The 24,173-nt window shown below is 63.2% G+C and carries 22 protein-coding genes and 1 pseudogene; 15 read left to right on the top strand and 8 right to left on the bottom strand.

Going from position 1 to position 24,173, the window contains the following annotated elements; translation table 11 throughout:
* Positions 1 to 145: 145 nt before the first annotated feature.
* A pseudogene (gene catA, locus AB5975_27190) lies at positions 146 to 1,050 on the bottom strand (catechol 1,2-dioxygenase).
* Between catA and AB5975_27185 the strand changes: the two are divergent.
* Entirely contained in the window at positions 1,049 to 1,186 is a 138-nt protein-coding gene (locus AB5975_27185; GenBank protein ID XDR20094.1) for a hypothetical protein, read from the top strand. The pseudogene catA and the gene AB5975_27185 sit on opposite strands and share 2 nt — an antisense overlap.
* A 31-nt stretch (positions 1,187 to 1,217) precedes the next feature.
* Here AB5975_27185 and AB5975_27180 read toward each other — a convergent pair whose 3' ends face one another.
* Positions 1,218 to 2,906, bottom strand: coding sequence for a sigma 54-interacting transcriptional regulator (locus tag AB5975_27180; protein ID XDR20093.1), 1,689 nt, complete (start codon positions 2,904 to 2,906; stop codon positions 1,218 to 1,220).
* A gap of 375 nt (positions 2,907 to 3,281) precedes the next feature.
* Between AB5975_27180 and AB5975_27175 the strand changes: the two genes are divergently transcribed.
* The 7 genes from AB5975_27175 (at position 3,282) to AB5975_27145 (ending at position 8,877) form a co-directional block, all read left to right on the top strand.
* Positions 3,282 to 3,539: a phenol hydroxylase subunit gene (locus AB5975_27175; GenBank protein ID XDR20092.1), complete on the top strand. Its 258-nt coding sequence runs from the start codon at positions 3,282 to 3,284 to the stop codon at positions 3,537 to 3,539.
* A gap of 55 nt (positions 3,540 to 3,594) precedes the next feature.
* Positions 3,595 to 4,590, top strand: a complete 996-nt coding sequence (locus AB5975_27170) for an aromatic/alkene monooxygenase hydroxylase subunit beta (protein XDR20091.1) — start codon at positions 3,595 to 3,597, stop codon at positions 4,588 to 4,590.
* Complete coding sequence (locus AB5975_27165; protein XDR20090.1) at positions 4,587 to 4,856, top strand: MmoB/DmpM family protein; 270 nt, start codon at positions 4,587 to 4,589, stop codon at positions 4,854 to 4,856. Before AB5975_27170 ends, AB5975_27165 begins: the two co-directional genes overlap by 4 nt.
* 32 nt (positions 4,857 to 4,888) lie before the next feature.
* Positions 4,889 to 6,403: an aromatic/alkene/methane monooxygenase hydroxylase/oxygenase subunit alpha gene (locus AB5975_27160; protein ID XDR20089.1), complete on the top strand. Its 1,515-nt coding sequence runs from the start codon at positions 4,889 to 4,891 to the stop codon at positions 6,401 to 6,403.
* A gap of 65 nt (positions 6,404 to 6,468) precedes the next feature.
* Positions 6,469 to 6,828: a phenol hydroxylase subunit P4 gene (locus AB5975_27155; protein XDR20088.1), complete on the top strand. Its 360-nt coding sequence runs from the start codon at positions 6,469 to 6,471 to the stop codon at positions 6,826 to 6,828.
* Positions 6,829 to 6,839: 11 nt separating this feature from the next.
* Positions 6,840 to 7,901, top strand: coding sequence for an NADH:ubiquinone reductase (Na(+)-transporting) subunit F (locus tag AB5975_27150; protein XDR20087.1), 1,062 nt, complete (start codon positions 6,840 to 6,842; stop codon positions 7,899 to 7,901).
* A gap of 76 nt (positions 7,902 to 7,977) precedes the next feature.
* Positions 7,978 to 8,877 carry a transporter gene (locus AB5975_27145; protein XDR20086.1) on the top strand — a complete coding sequence of 300 codons (900 nt, stop codon included), beginning with the start codon at positions 7,978 to 7,980 and terminating at the stop codon, positions 8,875 to 8,877.
* A 152-nt stretch (positions 8,878 to 9,029) separates the two neighbouring features.
* Here the strand turns inward: AB5975_27145 and AB5975_27140 are convergent, their stop codons facing one another.
* Complete coding sequence (locus AB5975_27140; GenBank protein XDR20085.1) at positions 9,030 to 9,728, bottom strand: pirin family protein; 699 nt, start codon at positions 9,726 to 9,728, stop codon at positions 9,030 to 9,032.
* A gap of 186 nt (positions 9,729 to 9,914) precedes the next feature.
* Here AB5975_27140 and AB5975_27135 point away from each other — a divergent pair, with 186 nt between their 5' ends.
* Positions 9,915 to 12,359: a UvrD-helicase domain-containing protein gene (locus tag AB5975_27135; GenBank protein ID XDR20084.1), complete on the top strand. Its 2,445-nt coding sequence runs from the start codon at positions 9,915 to 9,917 to the stop codon at positions 12,357 to 12,359.
* Positions 12,360 to 12,363: 4 nt separating this feature from the next.
* On the opposite strand, the gene AB5975_27130 is transcribed toward AB5975_27135, so the two are convergent.
* Positions 12,364 to 14,067: an NEL-type E3 ubiquitin ligase domain-containing protein gene (locus AB5975_27130; GenBank protein XDR23044.1), complete on the bottom strand. Its 1,704-nt coding sequence runs from the start codon at positions 14,065 to 14,067 to the stop codon at positions 12,364 to 12,366.
* Positions 13,956 to 16,832, bottom strand: a complete 2,877-nt coding sequence (locus tag AB5975_27125; protein XDR20083.1) for a DUF6543 domain-containing protein — start codon at positions 16,830 to 16,832, stop codon at positions 13,956 to 13,958. Before AB5975_27125 ends, AB5975_27130 begins: the two co-directional genes overlap by 112 nt.
* A 191-nt stretch (positions 16,833 to 17,023) precedes the next feature.
* On the opposite strand from AB5975_27125, the gene AB5975_27120 reads away from it, so the two are divergent.
* The 4 genes from AB5975_27120 (at position 17,024) to AB5975_27105 (ending at position 20,221) form a co-directional block, all read left to right on the top strand.
* Positions 17,024 to 17,950, top strand: coding sequence for an alpha/beta fold hydrolase (locus AB5975_27120; protein XDR20082.1), 927 nt, complete (start codon positions 17,024 to 17,026; stop codon positions 17,948 to 17,950).
* 75 nt (positions 17,951 to 18,025) lie between these two features.
* Complete coding sequence (locus AB5975_27115; GenBank protein ID XDR20081.1) at positions 18,026 to 18,445, top strand: VOC family protein; 420 nt, start codon at positions 18,026 to 18,028, stop codon at positions 18,443 to 18,445.
* Entirely contained in the window at positions 18,442 to 19,221 is a 780-nt protein-coding gene (locus AB5975_27110) for an alpha/beta fold hydrolase (protein ID XDR20080.1), read from the top strand. Before AB5975_27115 ends, AB5975_27110 begins: the two co-directional genes overlap by 4 nt.
* Before the next feature lie 118 nt (positions 19,222 to 19,339).
* The gene (locus tag AB5975_27105; protein XDR20079.1) at positions 19,340 to 20,221 is read left to right on the top strand and encodes a sterol desaturase family protein; all 882 of its coding nucleotides are present in this window, start codon (positions 19,340 to 19,342) and stop codon (positions 20,219 to 20,221) included.
* On the opposite strand, the gene AB5975_27100 is transcribed toward AB5975_27105, so the two are convergent.
* A complete protein-coding gene (locus AB5975_27100; GenBank protein ID XDR20078.1) occupies positions 20,204 to 20,890 on the bottom strand; it encodes a helix-turn-helix domain-containing protein in 687 nt (228 codons plus the stop codon). The two genes, AB5975_27105 and AB5975_27100, sit on opposite strands and share 18 nt — an antisense overlap.
* Positions 20,891 to 21,084: 194 nt before the next feature.
* Between AB5975_27100 and AB5975_27095 the strand changes: the two genes are divergently transcribed.
* Positions 21,085 to 22,764: an MFS transporter gene (locus tag AB5975_27095; protein ID XDR20077.1), complete on the top strand. Its 1,680-nt coding sequence runs from the start codon at positions 21,085 to 21,087 to the stop codon at positions 22,762 to 22,764.
* Positions 22,765 to 22,827: 63 nt separating this feature from the next.
* On the opposite strand, the gene AB5975_27090 is transcribed toward AB5975_27095, so the two are convergent.
* Together AB5975_27090 and AB5975_27085 are read right to left on the bottom strand one after the other, a co-directional pair.
* Positions 22,828 to 23,397, bottom strand: coding sequence for a hypothetical protein (locus AB5975_27090; GenBank protein ID XDR20076.1), 570 nt, complete (start codon positions 23,395 to 23,397; stop codon positions 22,828 to 22,830).
* A 36-nt stretch (positions 23,398 to 23,433) separates the two neighbouring features.
* A complete protein-coding gene (locus AB5975_27085) occupies positions 23,434 to 23,820 on the bottom strand; it encodes a VOC family protein (protein XDR20075.1) in 387 nt (128 codons plus the stop codon).
* Between the two features lie 164 nt (positions 23,821 to 23,984).
* On the opposite strand from AB5975_27085, the gene AB5975_27080 reads away from it, so the two are divergent.
* Entirely contained in the window at positions 23,985 to 24,167 is a 183-nt protein-coding gene (locus AB5975_27080) for a hypothetical protein (GenBank protein XDR20074.1), read from the top strand.
* Positions 24,168 to 24,173: the final 6 nt, after the last annotated feature.

Below are 24,173 nucleotides of genomic sequence, written 5' to 3'. Positions count from 1 at the left end.
GTTGGCACGACACTGATTTCGCAGCCAGTCCTAGTGCCCTGTGGGAGCGGGATTACCCGCGAAGAATCCAACGCGGTGCCTGGCACCGGCTGTGCCGGTGTTCGCGGGTAAACCCGCTCCCACAGAGTGGACTGCCCCTGCTAAATCAATCGGTACTTGTTTGCAAAGCCCGAGGCCGCTGGCTGCGCTGTTCATCATCGGCGCTGGCCGCCGCCTGCAGGCAAAAATCGAACACCACCCGCGCCACTCCGTCCGCAAGCTGTTCAACCTCACCCACCAGCCCGTCACGGGTGGCATGGGCAAAGTCATCCCACAAATATTCGTCCCCCGCCAGGTTGATCTGCGTGGTCAGGTGCCGATACCCCGGTGCGCTGATGAAAAAGTGGATATGCGCGGGCCGCTGGCCATGGCGGCCCAACTGGTCCAGGCAGGCTTGGGTCGGCCCGTCGGCCGGGCAGCCATAGCCGCTGGGTACGATGCTGCGGGCGCGATAGCGGCCCTGGGCATCCGTGCGGATACGCCGGCGCAGGTTGTACTCGGCCTGGCTGGTGTCGAAGTAGGAGTACAGCCCCTGGGTATTGGCGTGCCACACATCGACGATGGCCCCGGCCAGCGGTTTGCCGTGCACGTCCAGCACCTGGCCTTCGAGCAGCATTGGCTGGCCCAGGTCGAGGCCATCGTCCAGCCGAGCTTCGCCTTCGCACAGCGGCGCGCCAGCCACGTACAACGGGCCTTCGATGGTGCGCGGTGTACCGCCGGCATAGCCGGCCTGGCTATCGCGGGCATCGCTGAGCAGGTCGAGGAAGTGCTCCAGGCCAAGCCCCGCCATCAGCAGGCCCGCTTCGTTGCGCCCGCCCAGGCGATTGAGGTAGTCCACCGCTAGCCAGAATTCGTCGTCGCTGATCGCCAGGTCTTCGATCAGCCTGGCGCTGTCCTGCAGGATGCGCAGCACGACCTGCTTCAGGCGTGGGTTGCCCTGGTCGTTGCCTATGCCTGCGGCCTTGGCGAAAAAGGCCTGCACGTCGGGGAATGGGATATCGCTACAGTCATGGTTGCCTCACCGGTCGTTGTTGTTATTGCGGTGCAAAGGCTTGAGCAAATGCAATGCCAGGTTGGTAACACGCTGAAATCAGGCAGTTTTGTTGTTCAGGCGGGGGTGAAAGCGGGCGCAGGCTCGATCATTTGATCAACCTGCGCCAGTGTCATTGCGCAAATGCTCAAGGCTTGTCGGGGGCTTTCTTCAGCCGATAGGCAAGGGCAGGGCGGGTTACGCCGAGCAGGCGCGCGGCTTCAGAAACATTCTGCCCGCAGCGCTGCATGGCTTCCTGCATCAGCGCGTCTTCGACGGCATCCAGGCCAGTACCGCTGTCGAGAATCTGCGCCACCCAGCCAGGCGCAGCCTGGTCACTGGCCGCGACCAGCCGGCCATCGCTACCCAGGCCGATGCTGTCGATAGCCGGCGGCTCATGCGGGAACAGCGCGTCCAGGCCGATGCTCTGGTTCTCGTCGGTGATGATCACGCCGCGCTCCATCAGGTTTTCCAATTCGCGGATGTTGCCTGGCCAGTCGTATTGCAAGCACACCTGCAGCGCTCGGTCGCTCAGGCCACGGGTTTTCTTGCCGTAGCTTTGGTGCAGGCGGCCGAGAAAGTGCTCGATCAGCAGCGGGATGTCTTCGCGGCGCTCACGCAGCGCCGGAATGTGCACGGGGAACACGTTAAGCCGGTAGAACAGGTCGGCACGGAAGCGCCCGTCCTTGACCGCCTGTTCGAGGTTCTCGTGGGTGGCAGCGATCACCCGCACGTCCACCGGCCGCGTACGGCTGTCGCCCACCCGCTCCAGTTCGCCCTCCTGCAGCACGCGCAGCAGGCTGGCCTGGGCTCGCGGGGTTAACTCGACGATCTCGTCCAGGAACAGCGTGCCGCCGTTGGCCCGCTCGAAGCGCCCCATGCGAGCCTGCTGGGCGCCGGTGTAGGCGCCTTTCTCGACGCCGAACAGCTCGGCTTCGATCAGGTCTGGCGGGATGGTCGCGCAGTTCAGCGCGACGAATGCCGCGCCGGCACGCTCACTGCGCAGGTGCAGGCTGCGGGCGATCACTTCCTTGCCCACCCCGGTTTCACCCAGCAGCAATACCGAGGCCTTGCCTGGGGCGACCTTGTCGGTGAGCGCGCAGCAGCGCCGGTAAACCGCCGACTGGCCAATGCCGTAGAACTGCCCTGACTCGTATTGCAGGCGCTGGCGCAGGTTGGCTACTTGCACTTGCAGCGATTGCAGCTCGTCGATCACCGGGTCGCTCTGGAAGTAGCGCAAGAAGGTTTCGGCATCGTCCCATTGCTCCACCGGCTTGCCGATGATGCGGCATTCGCTGCCACCGCAACCGCGGCAGCTGACCTCCTTGTACAGCACCTGGCGGCCAAGGAAGAACGAGCTGTAGCTGATGGCATAGCCCAGCAGCATCCAGCACACCGGCTGTTCGGAATGCAGGCCTTCTGACTGGCAGTTTTCCACCTCGAAGGAATCCTGCCACTCGATGTCGGCGTAGAAGTGGCCGTTGTCCAGGTCGATTTCCAGTTGCTGCGGGCGCACCTTGACCATGCCTTTGAGCGAGTGCAGTTGCGGGCCGATGAAGAACATTTCCACCGGGTTGCCGTTGGGCCGCAGCTTGCGGGCAAGCTCGGCGTCCTTCAGGCCTGACTGGTAGCCCAGGCGTAGGAAGAAGCCTTTGGCCCGTTCTTCGCCGAGCATTTCGATCAGCTCGCGACGCATGCTGGCCATGGTCGCAGCTTGCACCAGCAGCATGCGTTGTTCGTCCAGCCAGATCTTGCCTTCGGTGCCTTCGAACCGTACCCGCTCGGTCAGGTCTTTCAGCGCCGGTGCAGGTTCAGGCGCCCTGTACTGGGTAATCATTCGCTTGCGCCCCTTGCTTGTAGTTGTATGGGGATTTGGCGTGCACCCGCTCAGGCTGGGCGGGTTTATCGGTCACGCCGAAACGACCTCGGTGTTGCAGGCAAGGCCCGGGTCGCTCTCTTTTCTAAACCGCCTGAAAGCCGCGCAAAAGTCAATCGCTGGCCGCATTGGCCATTTGCTCCATCCGCCTTGGCCCGATTGAGCAAATGATCAAACGGGCAGGCTTCTGTGTGCGGGCAGGGCCACGTCCGGTTAGCGTCAGTAGAAATTAAAACTCATAAAAAACAATGAGTTGAATGAATTTTTATTTGGTTTGAAAGTGCCTGGCACAGCCGTTGCTCTAGCCCTTGGCACGTCCAGCCGGAGCACCAGCGCATGACCTCAGCCACCCCTTCTTTCGAACAGATGCCGCGCTACGTCCGCGTACGCAGCGAACCGGATGCGGCCTTTGTCGAGTTCGACTTCGCCATCGGTTACCCGGACCTGTTCGTCGAACTGGTCCTGCCGCGCACTGCCTTCGCCAGCTTCTGCGCCAGCAACCGAGTGCGCCACATGGATGCCGCGATGGCCGCTGCCGTCGATGCCGACATGCAGAAGTGGCGCTATGGCGAAAGCCGCGACGCGGACGAGTGAAGCGCCGCTTGCCGGCGCATTGCATCCCCACAACAACAAGTACAGGACGCCTTGCATGAGTATCGAGATCAAGACGGCCACGGTCGAGCCGATCCGCCAGACCTTCAGCCACACCCGCCGCCGTTTCGGTGACAAGCCGGCCAGCCGTTATCAGGAAGCCAGCTTCGACATCGAAGCCGCCAGCAACTTCCACTACCGCCCGCTGTGGCAGCCCGACAAGCTGCTCAACGACCCCAGCCGCACTGCCGTGCAAATGGCCGACTGGTACGCCGTCAGCGACCCGCGCCAGTATTACTACGGCACCTACGTGCAGGCCCGGGCCCGCATGCAGGAAAACGCCGAGCACAGTTTTGCCTTCTGCGAAAAACGCGAACTGCTGACCAGCCTGCCTGCCGAAACCCGCGCCCTGATCGCGCGCCTGTTGCTACCGCTGCGCCATGCCGAACTGGGCGCCAACATGAACAACAGTGGCATTGCCGCCGACGCGTTCGGCACCAGCGTCACCCAGATGCACATGTTCCACGCCATGGACCGCCTGGCCATTGCCCAATATCTGTCGCGCATGGGGCTGTTGCTGGAGGACGACGGCCTGGCACTGCTGGCCGAAGCCAAGCAGCGCTGGCTGGACGAGCCAGCCTGGCAAGGGCTGCGCCGTTACGTGGAGGACAGCCTGGTGCTGCGCGATTGGTTCGAGCTGAGCCTGGCGCAGAACCTGGTCAGCGATGGCCTGCTGTACCCGCTGTTGTTCGAGCACTTCGACGCGCAATTGGTGGCCGCCGGGGCAGGGCAGCTGGGCATGCTCACCGAGTTCATGCGCCTGTGGTTCGCCGAGAGCCAGCGCTGGGTCGATGCCCTGGTCAAGACCGTGGTTGCCGAAAGCCCGCACAACCGTCAGTTGATCGAGGGCTGGGTCAGCCAATGGCGCGGCCGCGCCGTGCAAGCGCTGCTGCCACTGGCCGAGGCCGGCCCCGGCCGCGACGCGCTGGATGCCTGTGACAGTGCCTTCGGCGCACGCCTGAAAAAACTCGGCCTCAGTGGAGATGCCGCATGACTTCCCTCGTTTATATCGCCTTCCAGGACAACGACAGCGCCCGCTACATCGTCGAGGCCATCACCCAGGACAACCCCCATGCCCAGGTGCAGCACCAGCCGGCGATGATCCGCGTGCAGGCCGAAGGGCGCCTGGAAATTCACCGCGCCACGGTGGAAGACAAGCTTGGCCGTGAATGGGACGTGCAGGAAATGCTGATCGACGTGATCACCCTCGGCGGCAACGTCGAGGAAGACGAAGACTGCTTCGCCCTGCACTGGAACTGATCCGCACAACGACAAGAACAAGGGAGACCACCATGGCCGCCAAGCGCCTCAACCAGAAAGACAAGTACCGCTGCCTGACCCGTGACCTGGGCTGGGAGCCGAGCTACCAGAGCAAGGAAGACATCTACCCCTACGAGCGGTTCGAAGGCATCAAGATCACCGACTGGGACAAGTGGGAAGACCCGTTCCGCCTGACCATGGACGCCTACTGGAAGTACCAGGCCGAAAAAGAAAAGAAGCTGTACGCCATCTTCGATGCCTTTGCCCAGAACAACGGCCACCAGAACATTTCCGACGCCCGTTATGTCAACGCCCTGAAGTTGTTCCTGAGTGGCGTCACACCCCTGGAGTACCAGGCCTATCAGGGCTTTGCCCGGGTTGGCCGGCACTTTGGCGGTGCCGGCGCACGGGTGGCCTGCCAGATGCAGGCCATCGACGAGCTGCGCCACGTGCAGACCCAGGTGCACGCCATGAGCCACTACAACAAGCACTTCAACGGCCTGCATGACTTTGCCCACATGCACGACCGGGTGTGGTTCCTGTCGGTGCCCAAGTCGTTCTTCGAGGATGCCCGCACGGCGGGCCCGTTCGAGTTCCTTACCGCTATTTCGTTCTCGTTCGAGTACGTGCTGACCAACCTGCTGTTCGTGCCATTCATGTCGGGTGCGGCATTCAACGGCGACATGGCCACGGTCACCTTCGGTTTCTCGGCGCAGTCCGATGAAGCCCGGCACATGACCCTGGGCCTGGAGGTGATCAAGTTCCTGCTGGAGCAGCACGAGGACAACGTGCCTATCGTGCAACGCTGGATCGACAAGTGGTTCTGGCGCGGCTACCGGCTGCTGACCTTGGTCGGCATGATGATGGACTACATGCTGCCAAACAAAGTGATGTCCTGGGCCGAAGCCTGGGAGGTGTATTTCGAGGAGGCCGGCGGCGCGCTGTTCAAGGACCTGGAACGCTATGGCATTCGCCCGCCGAAATACGTCGAGCAGACCACCATCGGCAAAGAGCACATCAGCCACCAGGCCTGGTCGATCTTCTACCAGTACAGCCAGGCCACCAACTTCCACACCTGGATCCCTACCGACGAAGAACTGGACTGGCTGTCGGCCAAGTACCCGGACACCTTCGACCGCTACTACCGCCCGCGCTACGAGCATTGGCGCGAATTGCAGGCGCGCGGTGAGCGCTTCTACAACCCGACGCTGCCGATGCTGTGCCAGATCTGCCAGATCCCGCTGGCCTTCACCGAGCCGGATGCGCCGACGCAACTGAGCCACCGTAGCCTGGTGCACGAGGGCGAGCGCTACCACTTCTGCTCCGATGGTTGCTGCGACATCTTCGCCTTCGAGCCGGACAAGTACGTGCAGGCCTGGTTGCCGGTGCACCAGATCCTGCAGGGCAACTGCGGGGGCGGCGATGTCGAGTCGGTGGTGCGCGACTACTACAACATCACCCCCGGCCAGGACAACTTCGAGTACCAGGGCTCGCCCGAACAGCAGCGCTGGCAGGCGCTGCAGGGTGCCGAACGCAAGGTTGTCTGAAGTGCCGATCTGCCAGGGCGCGCTTGTTGCGCCCTGGTTTTCACAAGAACAAGAGGACCAACGCCATGCCCGTGACCGCCATCGGCCGCTACACCGCCCAACCCCTGGACTGCCAGGCCAATTTCCACGGCGCCCAGCTGGTGTACCTGTGCTGGGAAAACCACCTGCTGTTCTGCGCACCGTTCACCTTGCCGGTGGACCCGGCGCTGCCTTTTGCCGCCTTCATCGAACAGGTGGTCAAGCCGGCCATTGCCCTGCACCCGGATGCTGCACAGGTCGATTTTGCCGCCGCCCGCTGGCGCCTTGACGAGCAGCCGTTCACGCCTGACCTGGCCCGTGGCCTGGCCGCCAACGGGGTTGCCCACAAGAGCCTGCTGCACCTGCACACCCCCGGCCTCGAAGGCCTGGGCGGCAGCCACAACTGAGGAATGCCGCCATGAGCTATCAAGTCACCATCGAACCTACCGGTGAGCAGATCGAAGTGGAGGAGGGCCAGACCATCCTGGAAGCCGCCCTGCGCCAGGGCGTCTGGCTGCCGTTTGCCTGTGGCCACGGCACTTGTGCCACCTGCAAATGCCAGGTGCTGGAAGGCGAAGTCGACCTCGGCGCTGCATCGTCCTTCGCCCTGATGGACATGGAACGCGACGAGGGCAAGGTGCTGGCCTGCTGCGCGATCCCGCAGAGTGACCTGGTGATCGAGGCCGACATCGATGTCGACCCGGACTTCGCCGGCCTGCCGGTGCAGGACTACCGTGCGGTGGTCACCCAGCTGGTGGAACTGTCGCCGACCATTCGCGGCGTGCACCTCAAGCTCGACCGGCCGATGGCCTTCCAGGCCGGGCAGTACGTGAACTTGCAGCTGCCAGGTATCGAAGGCTCCCGTGCGTTTTCCCTGGCCAACCCGCCCCAGCAGGCCGACGAGGTGGAACTGCACGTGCGTCTGGTAGAAGGCGGCGTGGCCACCGGGTACATCCACCAGCAGCTCAAGGTGGGCGATGCGCTGGCGCTGTCCGGCCCTTACGGGCAGTTCTTCGTGCGCGGCTCACAGCCGGGTGACCTGATTTTCATCGCTGGCGGCTCGGGGCTTTCCAGCCCGCAGTCGATGATTCTCGACTTGCTGGCGCGTGGCGATACCCGGCGCATCACACTGTTCCAGGGCGCCCGTACCCGAGCTGAACTGTACAACCGCGAGTTGTTCGAGGCGCTGGCCGAGCGCCATGCCAACTTCAGCTACGTGCCTGCTCTTAGCCAGGCTGCTGAGGACGAGCAGTGGCAAGGTGTGCGCGGCTATGTGCACGACGCGGCCAGGCAGCATTTCGATGGCCGCTTCAACGGTCACAAGGCCTACCTGTGCGGCCCGCCACCGATGATCGATGCGGCCATCACCTGCCTGATGCAAGGCCGCCTGTTCGAACGCGACATCTTCATGGAGCGCTTCTACAGCGCTGCCGATGGTGCTGCCGAAGGCCAGCGTTCGGCCCTGTTCAAACGCATCTGAACACCTTCAAGCCCGGCGCCCCGAACGCGGGGGGCCGGCGTGCACCCGACCGATAACAACAACAAAGGTTGACCCGATGAACCCGACCCTAGCGAACCTGCTTCGCCTTGCCGTGTGTGCCTCGTTGTTCGGCGCCGCCAACTTGACCCATGCCACCGAAGGGGGTGGCACCTCGTATCCACTGGGGGCCGAGAACTACATGTCCGGCGCCATGCCGCCACCGGGCTTCTATGGCCAGCTGTTCGTCAACCACTATGAAGCAGACAACCTGCGTGGCAACGACGGGCGCAAACTGCCGGTGGACTTTCGCGTGCGGGCCAACGCCATCGTCCCCCGGCTGATCTGGGTGAGTGACTACACCCTGCTGGGCGGTAGCCTGGCGCTGCATGCCATCGTGCCGCTGGTGGACGTCAAGGTCTCGCTCAATGGCCAGTCACAGCACAACAGTGGCCTGGGTGACGTGATCTTCGGCCCGGCACTGGGCTTTCACCACAGCGACAAGTTCCACAGCATCCTGGCCTTCGACATGATTGCCCCCACCGGCCGCTACGACAAAAACGACCTGGCCAACCCAGGGCGCAACTACTGGGTGTTCGAGCCGGTGTATGCGATGAGCTATGTCGACCCGGCGGGGCTCAACCTGGATGCCAAGGTGATGTACGACTTCAACCGGCGCAACCCAGCCACCGATTACCGCTCGGGGCAGGAATTTCATGTGGATTATGCCGTGGGGTGGGGGCTTGGGAATGGTTGGGTGCTGGGGGTAGGGGGGTACTACTACCGGCAGACGACTGACGACAACCTGGATGGCGAGCGCATCGAAGACAACAAAGGCCGCAGCTTTGCCATCGGGCCGTCGATCAAGTACAGCGGCAAGGATGGCTGGTTCGTGACGGCCAAGTGGTCGAAGGAAACCGAAGTGCGCAACCGCGCCCAAGGCGATGCCTACTGGTTGAAGTTGACCTTGCCCTTCTAAGCCTGCGTGGTCCCTGTAGGAGCGGCCTTGTGTCGCGATCGGGCTGCACAGCAGCCCCTCGGTTTCTGCCGCGCTGCAGAGCGTGCTGGGGCTGCTGCGCAGCCCGATCGCGACACAAGGCCGCTCCTACAAACAACGCAGGTCGCTGGGCGTCAGGCCACATCCACCAGCACAATCTCGCTGTCTTCGATAGCGGTCACGCGCAGTACTGCTTCCTGCTCGATTGCCACGCCGTCGCGCGCCTTGGCCCGCAACCCGTTGACCTCGACCAGCCCCTTGGCCGGCACCAGGTAACCCCGGCGTGCGGCATCGAAGCGGTATTCGGCGGTTTCACCCGCACGCAAGGTGGCCGCCACCAACCGTGCATCGGTGCGAATCTGCAGGCTGTCTTCATCACCGGCACGGCCGCTGGCCAGGGTCACGAAGCCTTCGCCACGTTCGCCTTTGGGGAACGGCCGGCTACCCCACTGCGGTGCTTCACCGGTGCGCTCCGGCACGATCCAGATCTGGAAAATGCGCGTATCGACGTCTTCCAGGTTGTACTCGCTGTGCACGATGCCGGTGCCGGCACTCATCACCTGCACATCACCGGCTTCGGTACGGCCCTTGTTGCCCAGGCTGTCCTGGTGGCTGATCGCGCCTTCACGTACATAGGTGATGATTTCCATGTCGCGGTGCGGATGCGGCGGGAAGCCACTGCCGGCTGCAATCAGGTCGTCGTTCCATACCCGCAGGTTGCCCCAGTGCATGCGTGCCGGGTCGTAGTACTCGGCGAAGGAGAAGTGGTGGTGGGCGTCAAGCCAGCCATGGTTGGCGTGGCCGAGGCTTTCGAAGGGTCGCAGTTGCAGCATGATCGTGCTCCTTGAAACAGTGGAATGACGCCATGATGCGCTAAAGAAACATCGAAAATAAGCGTAAATATCGGCTTAAAACAATCTATTTATTGGATTGAATATGCTGCCAAGCGTTATGCGCTTCATCGCCTAATCCACTGATCTGCAAGCATTCGCTGGCGATTTTCCGTCGATGCGGCGAACATGCCCGTTGTTTTGATTTTCAACGGAGTGACCGTGGCCCACGAGCAACCCCAGGCCCTCGCCGACCTTACCCCTCCTGCCCAGTTGCCCTGGTTTCGCCGCCTGGTCGCCCGCCTGCTGGGGCGTGGCCTGACCCGCTTGCAGGCCCAGCACCGTGACTCCTGGTCCCTCGGCCACGCCACTGGCTATGAGGCTGGTCGCCAGGTGTTGGTGATTCGCGATTCGCGCCCCGACACAACCGCTGTGCCTGGCCAGGACGACAACCTGTTCGACGACTGGCGCCTGCCGTTGACAGCCGAGCTGAAGAAGCGCTTCAAGGCGGATGTCGCCCAGCGCCTGCCTACCGAGGCGCAGCCCAGCGCCGCGCAATGGAAGCTGATCTTCAGTGACACCCCTTCCACCTGCGTGGTGGCAGGCGCCGGGGCAGGCAAGTCCACATCGTTGGTGCTGCGCATCCTGCTGTTACGCCATTACCTGGGCTATGAGCTGGATGCAATGACCGTGGTGACCTTCACCCGCGAGTCGCGTAAGGACTTCATCAAGCGCCTGTTGCAGGTCTTCGCCCAGTGGCAGATCAACCTGCAACCGGTGCAGGCCCGCGAGCTGGTGCGCACCTTCCATTCGCGCATCCTGCCGCTGGTGCGCAGCCTGCCGGGCTTCGGCCAGGTGCGAGCATTCGAAACACTGGGCAACGAGATGCCTGCAGGGCGTGAAGCCGAGGCTGACAGCAACCCGTTCGATCTGCGCCTGAACGACGCCCAGCGCCAGCAGCTCAACCAGTGCTACAGCAGCTTGCTGGGCGAGAGCCCGCGTTTTGCCGAGCTGGTAGGCTTGTTGCGCAGCGAAGCGTTGCAGCTCAAACCGCTGGACCCGAACAACCCCGACGTGCAGAAGCGCGCCCAGGTAACCCAATTGGCGGCCCAGCGCGACGATGAACTGTGCGACGTGATCGAGGACCTGTGGTTCGCTGCCGGTGCCTGGCCGATCAAGGGCATCGAACCCTGCCGCGAAACCGTCGATATCCGTGGCAGCCGCTTTCATGTGCATGGCCGTCTGCAAGGCCAGGGGCCGTTGGTGGTGCTGGGCTTCGACCCGGCGGAAAGCGCGCAGTACCAGCGCCCTGGCGCCAAGCTGGCAGTGCGTGCGGAGTGGGCGGTCAAGCGCACGCTGTTGCAGGCTTTCTGCGACAGGCCACTGATCTGGCTGGACAACTACGCCATGGCCCGGCGCCTGGCCGCATCGTTGGCAGGCGATGCGGTGGCTGGCCCCGGCTTCGAGTACAAGGTCAAGGGTGAATTGGCCCCGGCGCCACTGCTGGATGCATTCGTCAGCGCGGCCAACTTCATCGAGAACCTTGGCCTGGACGTTAACAACGCGGTGGCGGCCATGAGCTTCCCGTCCGGCGACAGTGATGCACGGTTCTTCGAAGCCCTGGCGCTGTATTGGAAAGCGCTGGAAATGCACCTGCTGGACCAGTCGCCGCCGGTGATGAGCTACAACCGCATGTTCGCGCTGTTCGGCGAAAACAACCCGGAAAACCTGCAACTGCTGCCCGACCCGTTGCTGCGGCCATTGGCGCACCTGATGATCGACGAGTTCCAGGATGTGTCGCCGCAGATCGTCAGTTGGCTGCGTGCCAGCCTCGCCGAAATCCGCCGACGCGGCTCGGCCATGCATACTGGGCGCCACGCCCAGCATTCGTCGCTGCTGTGCGTGGGTGACGACTGGCAGTCGATCTACGGCTGGCGTGGCAGTTCGCCCAAGTACTTCATGGAGTTCACCAAGGCCTTCCCGTCACCGGCCAATACGCGGGTAATGCTGGTCGACAACTATCGCTGCCAGCAGCAGGTGATCGACGCGGCCGAGCACCTGGTCAAAGGCACCCCGGCGATTGCCGGCAAGAAAGCCCGTGCCAGTGGCCCGGCGGCCGAGCTGCCCGGCTCGCCGGTCAAGGTGTTCGACCGTGACGAGGCCGCCCTGGGCGAAACGCTGATCGAGCATTACCAGCGCGGTGAGACGGTCATGATGCTGTACCGCAAAGGCAGCGACAGGGCCTTGATGGCCGAGCACCTGCAAGGCGTATTGCACGCCGACGCGGCGCTGCCGGCCGAACAGCGTCGGCTGCGCCAACTGACCTACCACAGTGCCAAGGGCCTGCAGGCCGATGCGGTGTTCATGCTGGGTGACTGCCAGTACCTGACCAGCTCGCCGTACAAGAATCAGGTGTATCGCCAAGCCGGCTTGGGCAAGGCTGGTGATGCGCAGCCGTTCGATACGGCGCAGAAGGAAGAGGTGCAACGCCTGGCCTATGTGGCGGTGACCCGCGCGGTGCAGCACTGCTACTGGCATGTGGAGGCCGCCAACGGCGATGCCGCGGTGGCCCCACGGGCGTCGAGCCAAGTGGATGGCAGGCAGGCCTTTTTCGAAGACCTGCGCGGGCAGTAGGGCGCTATCTGTTCGGGTCTTGCAGGCGGGTAAGCGTTTCGAACAACGCTTCGCGCTGCTGCTCACGCCCGGCGTTCAGGCGCCGGCTGGCCAGGTCGTAAGCCTGGCTGCCAAGGTCCATTCTTTGCAATTGACCACTGCCGTCCAACGCTGGCGCGGGCAGCGCCTCGCCGATGGCTTGCAATACCGTACCATCCAGCGAAGTGACGGCTTCGTTTTCAGCGTCCAGGCAATAGTCCAGGTACTGCATGCCTTGGTACCACCGCTCATCCAGCGTGGCGAACTGGCTGGCGAAGTGCTGGGCAAGGTAACGTTGCCAGCTGGGCTGCCGCGCAACCCATGCCCTGCGCTCTGTGGCGGTTTGGTCGAATTGCCGGACGGCGTGTTCGACATTGCTTTCCACCCGTGTCGAAATCATCGCTTCGCGGCGATACAGCATGCCTTGGCTGGTTTCTGGAAAGTCGAGTGGCACTGCCAGTGACTGGCGCAAGGCCAGGCGTATTTCGATCAGGTCCGTCCCGCCAGTGAGCAGGGCGTTGTCACTCAGCTCGTCGAGGCTGTCCAGCGCAGGCACATCAATCCTTGCGGGCTGTGCCTGGGCAGGTAGCCGCTCCAGCTCCAGCAAGCGTGCCTGGCGCGCCAGTCGAGCGAGCTGGATCCGTTCGCCCAGCGCGTTGACCATTTCCCGGCGATAGAGGGTTCTGAAAAAGTTGAACAGGTAGGCGGGGCGCTCTGCTTCCTGGGCCAGTTGGCTGAACACCTGTGCTTCAATTTCGAGGGCGCTGAACGCATCGGTACCGGCGTCGCCACAGGTGGGCGGGTAGTCTTGCGCGACATTGTCCAGATGGGTGCGCAGCGCCTCATCCTGCCCGGCCTGTTCGAGCAACCGCCAGACCTGGTTACTCAGCCCGCGCAAATCCTGCTCGGCTTGCTGCGAGCGAGTCACGCGTTCGATGACATCGCGTAAATGTCGGTTTGCATCGCCCTCGAATAATTCGTTCCAAAGCTGTGTCTGTTCTGGGCTGGCATCCACGAGCCAGAACTCCTCGCTGATATCCGACAGTTGATCGTCGCTGTGCACTTCGACGCCGGCCGCGCGTAGCCGGCGGTTGCTGTTGGCATCCAGGTCGTTTTCGTTGAAGTCCCACAAGGCATCGCGGTTTGCACGCAGGGCATCGGCAAAGGGGCTGGTCAGCAACTGGTTAAGGTCCGGCACCTCGGCGATCGGGTTGTAGCTCAGGCTGAGGTGGCGCAATTGCAGGTCGGCCTGCGCCATCAGTGATGTGAGGCCGCGCGGCCACTCATGCAGGCTGCAGTTGCGCAGTTGCAGGTTGGTCAGGCGGGTCAGACCGGTCAGGTCGGGGGCCTGACCCAGTGGGTTGTTGGTCAAGCGTAGGCCGCGCAATTGGTGCAGGCCGGTGAATCGTGCTGCCAAGGCATCACTCAGCGTAATGTGGTTGTACTCCAGATCAATGTATTCGAGGGGAAGCTGTGCAAGGGTCTGCAGGTCGGCTTCGCTTAGCTGCAGCCTGTTCAGACGCAGGCTCAGCCGGCGCAGGCGGGTAAGGCCGGTCAGGTGTTGGCGCATCCCGTCGGTCAGGCTGCCCAACTGGTTGTTGCCCAGGTCCAGCTCTTCCAGTTGCGGGGTGGACGCCAGTGCACGGAACAGGCCGTCGAAATCGAGCTCTGGGCTTTGCGCCAGGCGCAGGGTGCGCAACGAGGGAAACTCTGGAAGAAGTCTGCAGGTATCTGACGGATGCCGATAGCGCGAATGTTCAGGGTGGTGATGTGATCGAAGCGCGCCGGCAGTGATGGCAGGGCGTCGACTTCCAGGTCTTGCAGTGTCAGGCTGTCGGGGTCGTCACGGCGCCAGGCGGCATTGAACAGGTCGCGTACCTCGTTGCGTGCGTTGCGCTGGTTCTCGTTGCCTTGACTCGCCCAGTCACGCAGCGTGTTGTCGAGGCTGTTGCGCTCGGTTTCCAGCGCCCTGATCTGCGCCGCTACGTCACCGCGCTGGCGCAGTTGGCCGAGCAAGGTATTGCGCTCGCTTGAACTCAGGCTGGGGTACAGTGCCCGCAATCGTCTATTTGCCGTATTGGTCCAAGGCAGCCTTCCACTGAGTGGGTAGCCAAGGCGGCCATCGGCCAGGCGCATCGGCGAACGGTAGCCCGGCCTGATGGGTTGCTGCCCGATCAGCCGTGCCGCATGCGCCCGGTTGGCAATCGCCACCTCATACCGTTGGTGAGGATCAAGCTCAGGGTGTTCGGCCTTGAGTGCGGCATCCAGCACTTCACTGTCGGCAGTGGCCAGGTCAGGGCGATACAGCCCCAGCAAGGCCCTGCTCAAGCGGGCATGTGCCTGAAGCCGCCGGGCCTCTTCGGCGACGCGCAAAGGCACCCTGCCTTGGGCCAGGCGTAGACGCTCACTGGCGCAGGTCCTGGCCATGAGCTGCCGGATGGCGCGCCCCGGCAGCCCCGGAAACTGCCTGGCCAGGGGGTGGGCTCGATCGGCAGGGCTGAGCTGATCCCGTGCGCTAAGGCGGTCGAGTGCATCGGCCAGCAAGGCAGGCGGTTGCTGTGCGGCAACCTGGGTTTGGCGAAGTTCGTCGCCTTGCACACCGGAGCACGCTAGCGCTGCCTTCAGCGCTTCGTCAGTCAGGCCGTCACTGATTGGCCCTAAGCGGCGCAACAGATACAGGTCATCCCATTCCAGCGGCGTTTCATGTTCTGCGCGCCATGCGCCTGCACCGTATTCGCGCACTACCGGCCGATAAGCCTGTGGGGCCAGTGGGTGGGGGATGCGCCACTGGCCCCGCTCATACACCTGTTCGTAGACAACACCATCGATGCGAATGTAGTGGCGCCCGTCTACCGTGTAACGGCCTTGTGCGTCGGGCTCAAGGTGTTCGGCAATCGATACCGGGCTTGCACGGTCCTTCAACGTGGGGTTCCACAGGTAGTCGTTGCCATCCTTGACGATGCTCTGCATGGCATCGACGAATCCTGAGGCCTTCAGCGCTATGGTGGCGCCGCCCATGGCAGCCACTGTGACAATGTTCAGCAACACCGACTCAAGCTGGGCCACAGCCGCTTCATTGTCACCTTCCTCCCACGCTGAAATGCCCTCGAACACGCTGCCCATGATCTGCGCGGCGCCGATGGTCAGCATGATCGGGTTCAGGCAGGGTACGACCATGGCGGCGACATTCAGCACGGTCATGCCCAGGTCCAGCCAGTATTCGATGTTCTGCAAGCGTACCCTGGCGTCAACATCTTCTGTGGGAACCGCCACCTGGCGAGCATCGGCCCGCAGACGTACAAGATGGCGGGATTCCAGCTGTGCCCAAGGGACATCTGGCAAGGTGCTGTCGATGGACTCCAGATGTATCGACTTGCGAGGTTGCCGCTGCGCTCCCTGGTCGGCGTTGCTGTAAAGGGCGCGCTCAAGCTGCTGGTTCAACGCTGCCTGTTGCGATTGCAGCGCCAGGGCGACGAAGCGCTTGCGGTAGTCGTCTTGCAGCAGTTGCTGGCGCAGGTACTTGCGTGCATCGCCCAGCGAGGCAAATTCCCTGAGCGCATCGCCATCTGCCGGGTTGTAGAGAAATACCGGGTCATGGGTGCGGTTTTGCGTGGGCGCGATGAACAGCAGTTCGTGGATCGGGATGCCAAACAATTGCAGCTGCCAGCAACGCAGGGGGCGGCCTTGATAGGTGGGGTCGGCGTTTTCGGCACCGAGGCCATGCAGCGCGAAAGCGCTGGCGTGGCTGAGGTGGCCTTTGTAGGCCGCAATACGGGTTTGCACGCGGAACTCGTCACGCCGTGCGGTGATGGCCAGTGACTGCAGCTCGGCTTTGTTTGCACCGCCGTAGACCTGGTCAAGGTGCTGCTGGTAGCGCTGGCCCAGGTCAAGCGCACGGCACTGGTCGATGAACCCCGCCACTGACATCCCTGCGATTGGCCTGATGTCCTGGCGGCCGTGCTGCAGGCGGCTGAAACGGGTGGTATCGGCAGTTCCTTCGAAATTGTGCAGGGCCGCTTCGAGCAGGCTGCGATACTGCGGGTCACCTTTGGGTACGATCTCGCCCAGCTCACCTGGTACTACAGGGCCACTCGGTATCCCGTCCGGTTGCCTGACGGCGGTGGCTTGATAAACGTATTGCGCCTGAGTGACCGGGGTGTCGATGCCCAGCTGCTTTTGCAGCAGTGGGGCGCAGAACGCAGTGACGCCCTGCAAGTCGCTCAGCGCAGCCTGCAGGGCCCTGCTGCTGGCGTCGCGAGTGGCGATGGCGCGCTGCACGGCCTGACGGGTGAGTGGGTCTGCCTGGCTGTACCAAGGGTAAGCATTGCCTTCGGCATCCTGATAGTCCTTGCGCAAGCGCGCCAGGATGCGACTGGCGTGTTCGCTGTGCAGCGCCTTGCTCCAGCCGGGCAGGGACTGTGTCATTTGCGCGTGGTGGTAAGGGGTGTGGCTCATGTCGTAGCTCCGTGGTCGGTCGCCGCTATGGAGCCGCAGGCGCAGGCGCGAGGTGCGGTAGATAATTGCCTGCCCGAGTCGGTGATGCACATGCAGTTGTCGGCGAGGGGCCAGCAGGTGAGCCGTGGCTGGGCCAAGGTGGTGTGCCGGCCTGACGAGTACGCGCCAGGCACCAGTCAGGGAGAGAGAGCATGCGTTCGCCGTTCAGTCCCAAGGACCATTTACTGGACCTCGACGGTATCGAGATTGCTGTGCGCTGTTGGGGCCCGGAAGAGGGGATACCGGTACTGGCCCTGCATGGCTGGCTGGACAACGCCGCCTCGTTCGAGCGCCTGGCACCGATGCTCGATGGTTGCTTCGTGGTGGCGCCCGACCTGGTCGGCCATGGCCGTTCCGACCATCGTCGTCATGACAGTGGCTATTACCTGTGGGAACACGCCCAGGACATGCTGGCTGTGGTCGACAGCCTGGGCCTGGCGCAGTTTCATGTGCTGGCCCATGGCATGGGCACTGGCGTAGCGTCGCTGCTGGCGGCCATGACCAGTGGCGTTGCCAGCATGACCTTCCTCGACGGCATGGGTGCACCGTTCACGGTGGCCGAGGATGACCGCGTGCAGCACCTGGCACGGGCCTACCGGCTCAAGCGCATGGTACAGCGCAGCCAGTTGCCGGGTTTTGCCGAGCCGGACGCGGGCCGCTTCGACGACCTGGACACCGCCCTGGCGCAACGCCGCGAACGCCTGGACACCGAGCTGTCGGAGGGTGCCGCACGGCTGTTGGCGTTGCGCGACCTGCTGCAACTGGGCGATGGCTATTGCTGGCGCCACGATCCACGGCTGGTGCTGCCCGAACCCATGCCGCTGACCGAGCGCGAAGCCTGCGACCTGCTCAGCCAGATCCGCTGCCCGTTGTACCTGCTGTTTGGCCGCCAGGGCGCATTCACTGGTGAGGCCTTTGTCCGGCGTCAGGCCGCCTTGCCCAGCCAGGCGAAGGTTTCCTGGCACCCGGGCGGGCACCACTTCCACCTGGACGCCCCGGACCGTGCGCTGGTCGACCAACTGCTGCGTATCTTGACGCGCCATGAAGGGGGCGTGCTGCAACGGTTGGTTAACGAGTAGCTGATTCTGGCCACGCCGGGCGAAGCTGGGCTATGGTGGCGACGGTACTCGCACACACGGCATAAGGAGCCCGGCATGCGACCGTTCGCTATCAAGCACATAGACCATCTTGTTCTGCGGGTCCGTGACCTGCCGCGCAGTGTTGCCTTCTACACCGAGCTGCTGGGCTGCAATGTCAGCCGGGTGCGCGAAGACCTGGGCATGGTGCACCTGGCCACGGGCACAGCGATGATCGACCTGGTGACCCTGGACGGCCCGCTGGGCCAGCCAGGCGGGGCGGCACCGGGGGTGGAAGGGCGCAACCTGCATCACTTCTGCCTGCGGATCGAGCCGTTCGACGAGGCCGCACTGACGGCCTACCTGGAGGCCGCCGGGGTAACGGTAGAGCCTGCGGAAAAGCGTTATGGCGCCGAAGGCGAAGGGCTCTCGCTGTACTGCTACGACCCGGATGGCAACCAGGTCGAGTTGAAGGGGCCGGTGGCGGAGGCGGTATGAGCGGCCTGCACATTCGCGAGCACTGGATCGACACCGCGTCAGGCAAGCTGTTCGCCCAGCAGTGGGTGCCGCTGCAGGCACAGGGGGCGCCTATCGTCCTGTTGCACGATTCGCTGGGTTGCGTGGCCTTGTGGCGCGACTTCCCGGCGCAGCTGGCGCAGGCTACCGGGCACCAGGTGATCGCTTACGACCGCTTGGGCTTCGGTCGTTCCGACGCACACCCCGGCAGGTTACGCCTGGGCTTTGTCGAGAACGAGGCGCAGCAGGGCTTCACGGCCCTGCGCGAGTACTTTGACATAGCTGATTTCATTGTCTTCGGTCACAGCGTTGGCGGCGGAATGGCCGTGGCCTGCGCTGCGGCATTCGCCAGCCAGTGCATGGGGTTGATCACCGAGTCGGCGCAGGCCTTTGTCGAAGCCCGCACACTTGAAGGCATTCGGTCAGCGGACCAGCAGTTTGCCGAGCCTGGGCAACTGCAGCGGCTGGAGCGCTACCACGGCAGCAAGGCCCAATGGGTACTGCGCGCCTGGGTGGACAACTGGCTGGCCGAGGATTTTGCCGACTGGAACCTGGATACCGTTTTGGCGCAGGTTCGCTGCCCCTTGTTGAGCCTGCATGGCGATAACGACGAGTTTGGCTCGTCGGCGCACCCCGAACGACTGGTGGCGCTGGCGGGTGGGCCTGGAGTGGCGCGACTGCTGCAAGGCTGTGGGCATGTGCCACACCGGGAGCAGGCAGAGGTGGTGCTGGCGGAGGTCGTGCAGTTCTTGTGGTAACGGTTTTTTCAAGCCAACGCGGGCGATTTGCAGGCGCGGCCATGCATGCGCCGTTCTTTCAAGCGCTCACCTGGGCTGAGGCTCAACACTGGCGGCTCCTGACTACCTGGAGTCGCCCATGCGCACCCTATACGCCCCACTGTTCTTCTTCGGTTTCATTGCCGCCGCCTTGTCATTGGCAGCCCATCCGTTGTGGCTGGTGCCACTGCTGGCCAGCGCAGTGCTGCTGTCATTCGCCTGTGAGCGGCTCATGCCTTACAAGGCTGCCTGGAACCAGGCACAAGGCGATGGCCGTCGCGACCTGTGCCATGCGCTGTTCAACGAGTGCCTGACCCTCGCCAGCGTGGCAGCCATCCCGCTGCTTGCCCACTGGCTCCCGGAAACGGGCCTGTGGCCGGGCCACTGGCCGTTGGCCTTGCAGTTGCTGCTGGCCATTGCCTTGGCCGACCTGGGCATCACGCTGGTGCACTACGCCAGCCATCGCAGCCCGCTGCTGTGGCGGCTGCATGCGGTGCACCACAGTGTCACCCGCTTGTACGGCTTCAACGGTTTGATGAAACACCCTATACACCAGTTGCTCGAAACCTTGGGGGGCACCTTGCCGTTGCTGCTGCTTGGCTTGCCCGTCGAGGTGGCATCGCTGCTGGCGTTCAGTGTGTCTATCCAGCTGTTGCTGCAGCACAGTAACGTGGACATGCATATTGGCGGCTGGCGCCATGTGTTCGCCTGGGCACCGGTGCATCGCTTGCACCACCTGAAGTACGGCACTACCGGCGACGTCAACTTTGCGCTGTTCTTCCCCCTGTGGGACCGCCTGCTTGGCACGCGGCTGTACCTGCCAGGCTATACGCTGGCGGACGACGACATGGGTATCGGTGATCGGCCGGACTATCCGCAGGCGTACCTGGCGCAACTGCGTGAGCCGTGGGCAAGCGCAGATGTTCAGCCACCGGCGGTATTGCCGGCAGGCCTGCGTCAGGCGTTAGCCGAACGTACGTAGGCGCAAGCGGCGCAAAGCGGTACCTGGGCTGAGGCCGAATTGCTGGCGAACGCTGCGGGTGAAATGCGCCGAATCGGCAAACCCCGCCGCCAATGCCGCTTCGGTCAGGCTGGCGCCGCCCAGCGCCTGTTGCAGGGCCATGCGCAAGCGCTGCCACAGCACCAGCCGGCGCACGGACAATTTCAGTGAGCCGCTGAACAGGCGTTCCAGTTGGCTGAGCGACAGCGCAACAGTGCTGGCCAGTTCCTGGGCCGGCAAGGCCTGTTCGTCGAGTGCGCGGATGCGCTCGAGGGCTTTTCTCAGGCGCGGGTCGAGCGGCCGGCGCGGCCAGTGCATGAGGCACTCTGCCAGTTGCTCTGCGCTGTTGCCGGCTTGCTTGCAGGCTAGGGCAAGGTCTGCCAGGTCGAAGGCCAGCGGTTCGGCAAACACGGTTAGGCACGGTACGCCATGGCTGAGGATGGCATGGGGTTGCCGCGACGCGATGAACACCTGTGGGCCGCTGCAAATCCGCTCGCCTAGGCGCACCTCGACATCCGCACCAAGGCCCACAAGCACCTGATGCGCGTAATGCACATGGCTGTCGGTCCTGCCCAGCGTAGACCGCAGCAGGCAGTGATCGTCCGCCAACCAGATATCGCCCTGCCAGCCGGGTATTGCCGTGTCGTCCATGCTGCCCTCTGGTGTATGGCCAGGCGGGTGGATATCCCGGCAATCCCGATTATGCTTCATTTACCTTGCTGCGATCCGAGGCGGCCCGCCTCGTCGTGCTTCGCGCAACCCAAAGCAAGCCCCAGCGCCTGGGTGCGACGGTGAAGTGGTTGTGAGGTGCTCCGGCCTGCATGACGACATGACGGAGGCAACCCATGGCGGTTCTCGACAGCGCATCCACGGGCAGTAGCGCGCCCCAACGCGGTATCACCAAGGAGGAGCGCAAGGTCATCTTCGCCTCGTCCCTGGGCACGGTGTTCGAATGGTACGACTTCTACCTGTACGGTTCTCTCGCCGCGATCATCGCCAAGCACTTCTTTGCCGGGGTCAATGAAACCACCTCGTTCATCTTCGCGCTGCTGGCGTTCGCCGCCGGGTTTGCGGTAAGGCCGTTCGGCGCCATCGTGTTCGGCCGGCTGGGCGACATGATCGGGCGCAAGCATACCTTCCTGATCACCATTGTCATCATGGGCCTGTCGACCGCACTGGTGGGCTTGCTACCCAGCTACAGCGCGATTGGCGTGGCTGCGCCGGTCATCCTGATTACCCTGCGCCTGCTGCAAGGCCTGGCCTTGGGTGGTGAATACGGCGGCGCGGCCACTTATGTGGCCGAACATGCACCCAAGGGCCGACGGGGCTTCTTCACCGCCTGGATCCAGACCACGGCCACGTTGGGGCTGTTCCTGTCGTTGCTGGTGATCATGGCGTGCCGCACCGTCATGGGCACCGAGGTGTTCGAAGCTTGGGGCTGGCGGGTGCCGTTCCTGTTGTCGATCTTGCTGCTGGCGATTTCGGTGTACATCCGCATGCAGCTCAACGAGTCGCCGGTGTTCATGAAGATGAAGGCCGAAGGCAAGGCGTCCAAGGCACCGCTGACCGAGTCGTTCGCCCGCTGGGACAACCTCAAGGTGGTGATCATGTCGCTGCTGGGCGGTACCGCAGGGCAGGCGGTGGTGTGGTACACCGGGCAGTTCTATGCGCTGTTCTTCCTGTTGCAGATGCTCAAGATCGAGCCGCAGACCGCCAACCTGCTGATTGCCGGCTCGCTGCTGATCGGCACGCCGTTCTTCATCTTTTTCGGTAGCTTGTCTGACCGCATTGGCCGCAAGAAGATCATCATGGCCGGCTGCATCATCGCCGCGCTGACCTATTTCCCGATCTTCAAGGCGTTGACCGAGTACGGCAACCCGGATGTGTTCGTTGCCCAGGAGCAGAACCCGGTCGTGGTGGTGGCCGACCCTGGCCAGTGCGCATTCCAGTTCGACCCGGTGGGCAAGGCCAAATTCACCAGCTCCTGCGACATTGCCAAGAGCCTGCTGGCCAAGCGCGCCATTCCCTATACCAACCAGGCGGCCGAGCCTGGCAGTGTGGCGCAGATCCGCATTGGTGAGCGGGTACTGCCCAGCTTTGAAGGCAGCAGCATGGCCGCCGCGGACTTCAAAGTGCAGAGCGAGGCCTTTACCGCCACCTTGAGTGGTGCGTTGAAAGAGGCCGGCTACCCGGAAAAGGCCGACCCGGCGAAGATCCACTACCCGATGGTGCTGTTGCTGCTGACCCTCCTGGTGATCTACGTGACCATGGTCTACGGCCCGATTGCCGCCTGGCTGGTGGAGCTGTTCCCGGCGCGTATCCGCTACACCTCGATGTCGCTGCCTTACCACATCGGTAATGGCTGGTTCGGCGGCTTTCTGCCGACGGTCGCGTTTGCCATGGTGGCGGCGACCGGGGATATCTATTACGGCTTGTGGTACCCGATCGTGATTGCGGTGATGACGGCGGTGCTGGGGATCTTCTTCCTGCCGGAAACCAAGGACCGTGATATCAACCACACCTGATTAATGAAGTTGCCTGTAAGTGTCTCTTCGCGGGTAAACCCGCGAAGAGACCCGCAGAGGCTATCAATCGAAATAGCCACGCAGGCCAAAGGCATATCCTGTATCCACCTCCGTCGCCTCACCCCGGCTCCAGCGCTTCTTCAACACGAACTCGAACGCCGGCTCGTACAAGCCTTCGCGCACCAGCGCCCCGGCCAGCACCTCCACGTCGTACCAGCCATTGTCCAGCTCGATGATCGGCCGTCCCGGTACCTGGTAGCGGGCCATCAGGTCACCCAGAGTCTTGGGTGTGAAGTGCTGCAGGATGCGCCAGGTATAGAGCATCACAGCACCGTGCTCGACGCGCAGCACATAGCCATTGCGCCGATGTTTCAGGCGGCTGCCGGCTTCGCGCAGGGCCGGTGTGTAGCCATCAAGGGTGAACAGGATGCGATAGGGCAGGTTGTCGACCCCGGCCAGCGGCAGCACGATGCCTTCGCGCACCGCTTTGTCGCCGCTGTCGTCGTGAGTGAAGGCGTAGGCCAGGTCGTCCGGTAGCTCGTGCTCCTGCTTGAAGCGCTCTAGCAACTGGATATCGCCAAGCAGGAAGTAATCGACCAGGTCGTTGAGGACTTCGCGGAATTCGTGGCGCATCTGTTTTCCTTATTGGTGCGCTTAGGTTGGGGGCTTTCAGTGTTTCTGGGCGATCTGGATCAAGTTGCCACAGGTGTCATCGAACACGGCCACCGTGACGGGGCCCATGTTGGTGGGTGGTTGGGTAAACTGCACGCCCGCCGCGCACAGCCGGGTGTATTCGGCCTGGATGTCACGTACGCCGAACGAGGTGGCGGGAATACCGTCCTGCTTGAGCGCGGCCTTGTAGGTTTTGGCGGCCGGGTGCGCGTCGGGTTCCAGCAGCAGCTCGACGCCATTGGGGTCATTGGGCGAAGTCAGGGTCAACCAGCGGTGCCGGCCCATGGGGATGTCGTGCCTGGGCTCGAAACCGAGTACGTAGTGGTAGAAGGCCAGAGCCTTGGCCTGGTCGTCGACGAGAATGCTGGTGACCACGATCTTCATAGGCGTACACCGTGTTCCTGATGCCGTTGGGTATCAGTAAAGACGTTTGGGGGTATTTAACCAGTTCGCTGTGGGCCTGCCGTGAGGGTGTTTCCAAATGGGTTGGTGCAGACGCCAGCATTTAAGTTGTTCGGGCAACACAATTCAAACCAGGAGTGAACACCATGCAAGAAGAACCCATGGATCAACTGCCCGATACCTCTGAAGCGTCGCTAGAGGACAATGCTCAACAACCGGAAAGCCTTTCCAGGCGCAAGCGGAGTGTCACCACTTCCGTGGGATTGCAATGCGAGGCAGGCTACAAGATGGTAGGTGACGACTGCGTGATGATAGCGTCGTTCGAGTGAACCGAC

The organism is Pseudomonas putida, assembly GCA_041071465.1.
GTDB lineage: Bacteria > Pseudomonadota > Gammaproteobacteria > Pseudomonadales > Pseudomonadaceae > Aquipseudomonas > Aquipseudomonas putida_P.
The sequence above is the reverse complement of the archived record's forward strand: the minus strand, read 5'-3'. Positions and strand labels throughout refer to the sequence as shown.

Bases quoted from the DNA above. Each gene is read 5' to 3' on its own strand.
- AB5975_27080 (XDR20074.1), top strand. From the start codon at position 23,985: ATGCAAGAAGAACCCATGGATCAACTGCCCGATACCTCTGAAGCGTCG.
- AB5975_27175 (XDR20092.1), top strand. From the start codon at position 3,282: ATGACCTCAGCCACCCCTTCTTTCGAACAGATGCCGCGCTACGTCCGC.
- AB5975_27090 (XDR20076.1), bottom strand. From the start codon at position 23,397: ATGCGCCACGAATTCCGCGAAGTCCTCAACGACCTGGTCGATTACTTC.
- AB5975_27155 (XDR20088.1), top strand. From the start codon at position 6,469: ATGCCCGTGACCGCCATCGGCCGCTACACCGCCCAACCCCTGGACTGC.
- AB5975_27120 (XDR20082.1), top strand. From the start codon at position 17,024: ATGCGTTCGCCGTTCAGTCCCAAGGACCATTTACTGGACCTCGACGGT.
- AB5975_27095 (XDR20077.1), top strand. From the start codon at position 21,085: ATGGCGGTTCTCGACAGCGCATCCACGGGCAGTAGCGCGCCCCAACGC.
- AB5975_27145 (XDR20086.1), top strand. From the start codon at position 7,978: ATGAACCCGACCCTAGCGAACCTGCTTCGCCTTGCCGTGTGTGCCTCG.
- AB5975_27180 (XDR20093.1), bottom strand. From the start codon at position 2,906: ATGATTACCCAGTACAGGGCGCCTGAACCTGCACCGGCGCTGAAAGAC.
- AB5975_27110 (XDR20080.1), top strand. From the start codon at position 18,442: ATGAGCGGCCTGCACATTCGCGAGCACTGGATCGACACCGCGTCAGGC.
- AB5975_27135 (XDR20084.1), top strand. From the start codon at position 9,915: ATGCCCGTTGTTTTGATTTTCAACGGAGTGACCGTGGCCCACGAGCAA.
- AB5975_27105 (XDR20079.1), top strand. From the start codon at position 19,340: ATGCGCACCCTATACGCCCCACTGTTCTTCTTCGGTTTCATTGCCGCC.
- AB5975_27160 (XDR20089.1), top strand. From the start codon at position 4,889: ATGGCCGCCAAGCGCCTCAACCAGAAAGACAAGTACCGCTGCCTGACC.
- AB5975_27185 (XDR20094.1), top strand. From the start codon at position 1,049: ATGGTTGCCTCACCGGTCGTTGTTGTTATTGCGGTGCAAAGGCTTGAG.
- AB5975_27125 (XDR20083.1), bottom strand. From the start codon at position 16,832: ATGAGCCACACCCCTTACCACCACGCGCAAATGACACAGTCCCTGCCC.
- AB5975_27140 (XDR20085.1), bottom strand. From the start codon at position 9,728: ATGCTGCAACTGCGACCCTTCGAAAGCCTCGGCCACGCCAACCATGGC.
- AB5975_27165 (XDR20090.1), top strand. From the start codon at position 4,587: ATGACTTCCCTCGTTTATATCGCCTTCCAGGACAACGACAGCGCCCGC.
- AB5975_27115 (XDR20081.1), top strand. From the start codon at position 18,026: ATGCGACCGTTCGCTATCAAGCACATAGACCATCTTGTTCTGCGGGTC.
- AB5975_27170 (XDR20091.1), top strand. From the start codon at position 3,595: ATGAGTATCGAGATCAAGACGGCCACGGTCGAGCCGATCCGCCAGACC.
- AB5975_27085 (XDR20075.1), bottom strand. From the start codon at position 23,820: ATGAAGATCGTGGTCACCAGCATTCTCGTCGACGACCAGGCCAAGGCT.
- AB5975_27100 (XDR20078.1), bottom strand. From the start codon at position 20,890: ATGGACGACACGGCAATACCCGGCTGGCAGGGCGATATCTGGTTGGCG.
- AB5975_27150 (XDR20087.1), top strand. From the start codon at position 6,840: ATGAGCTATCAAGTCACCATCGAACCTACCGGTGAGCAGATCGAAGTG.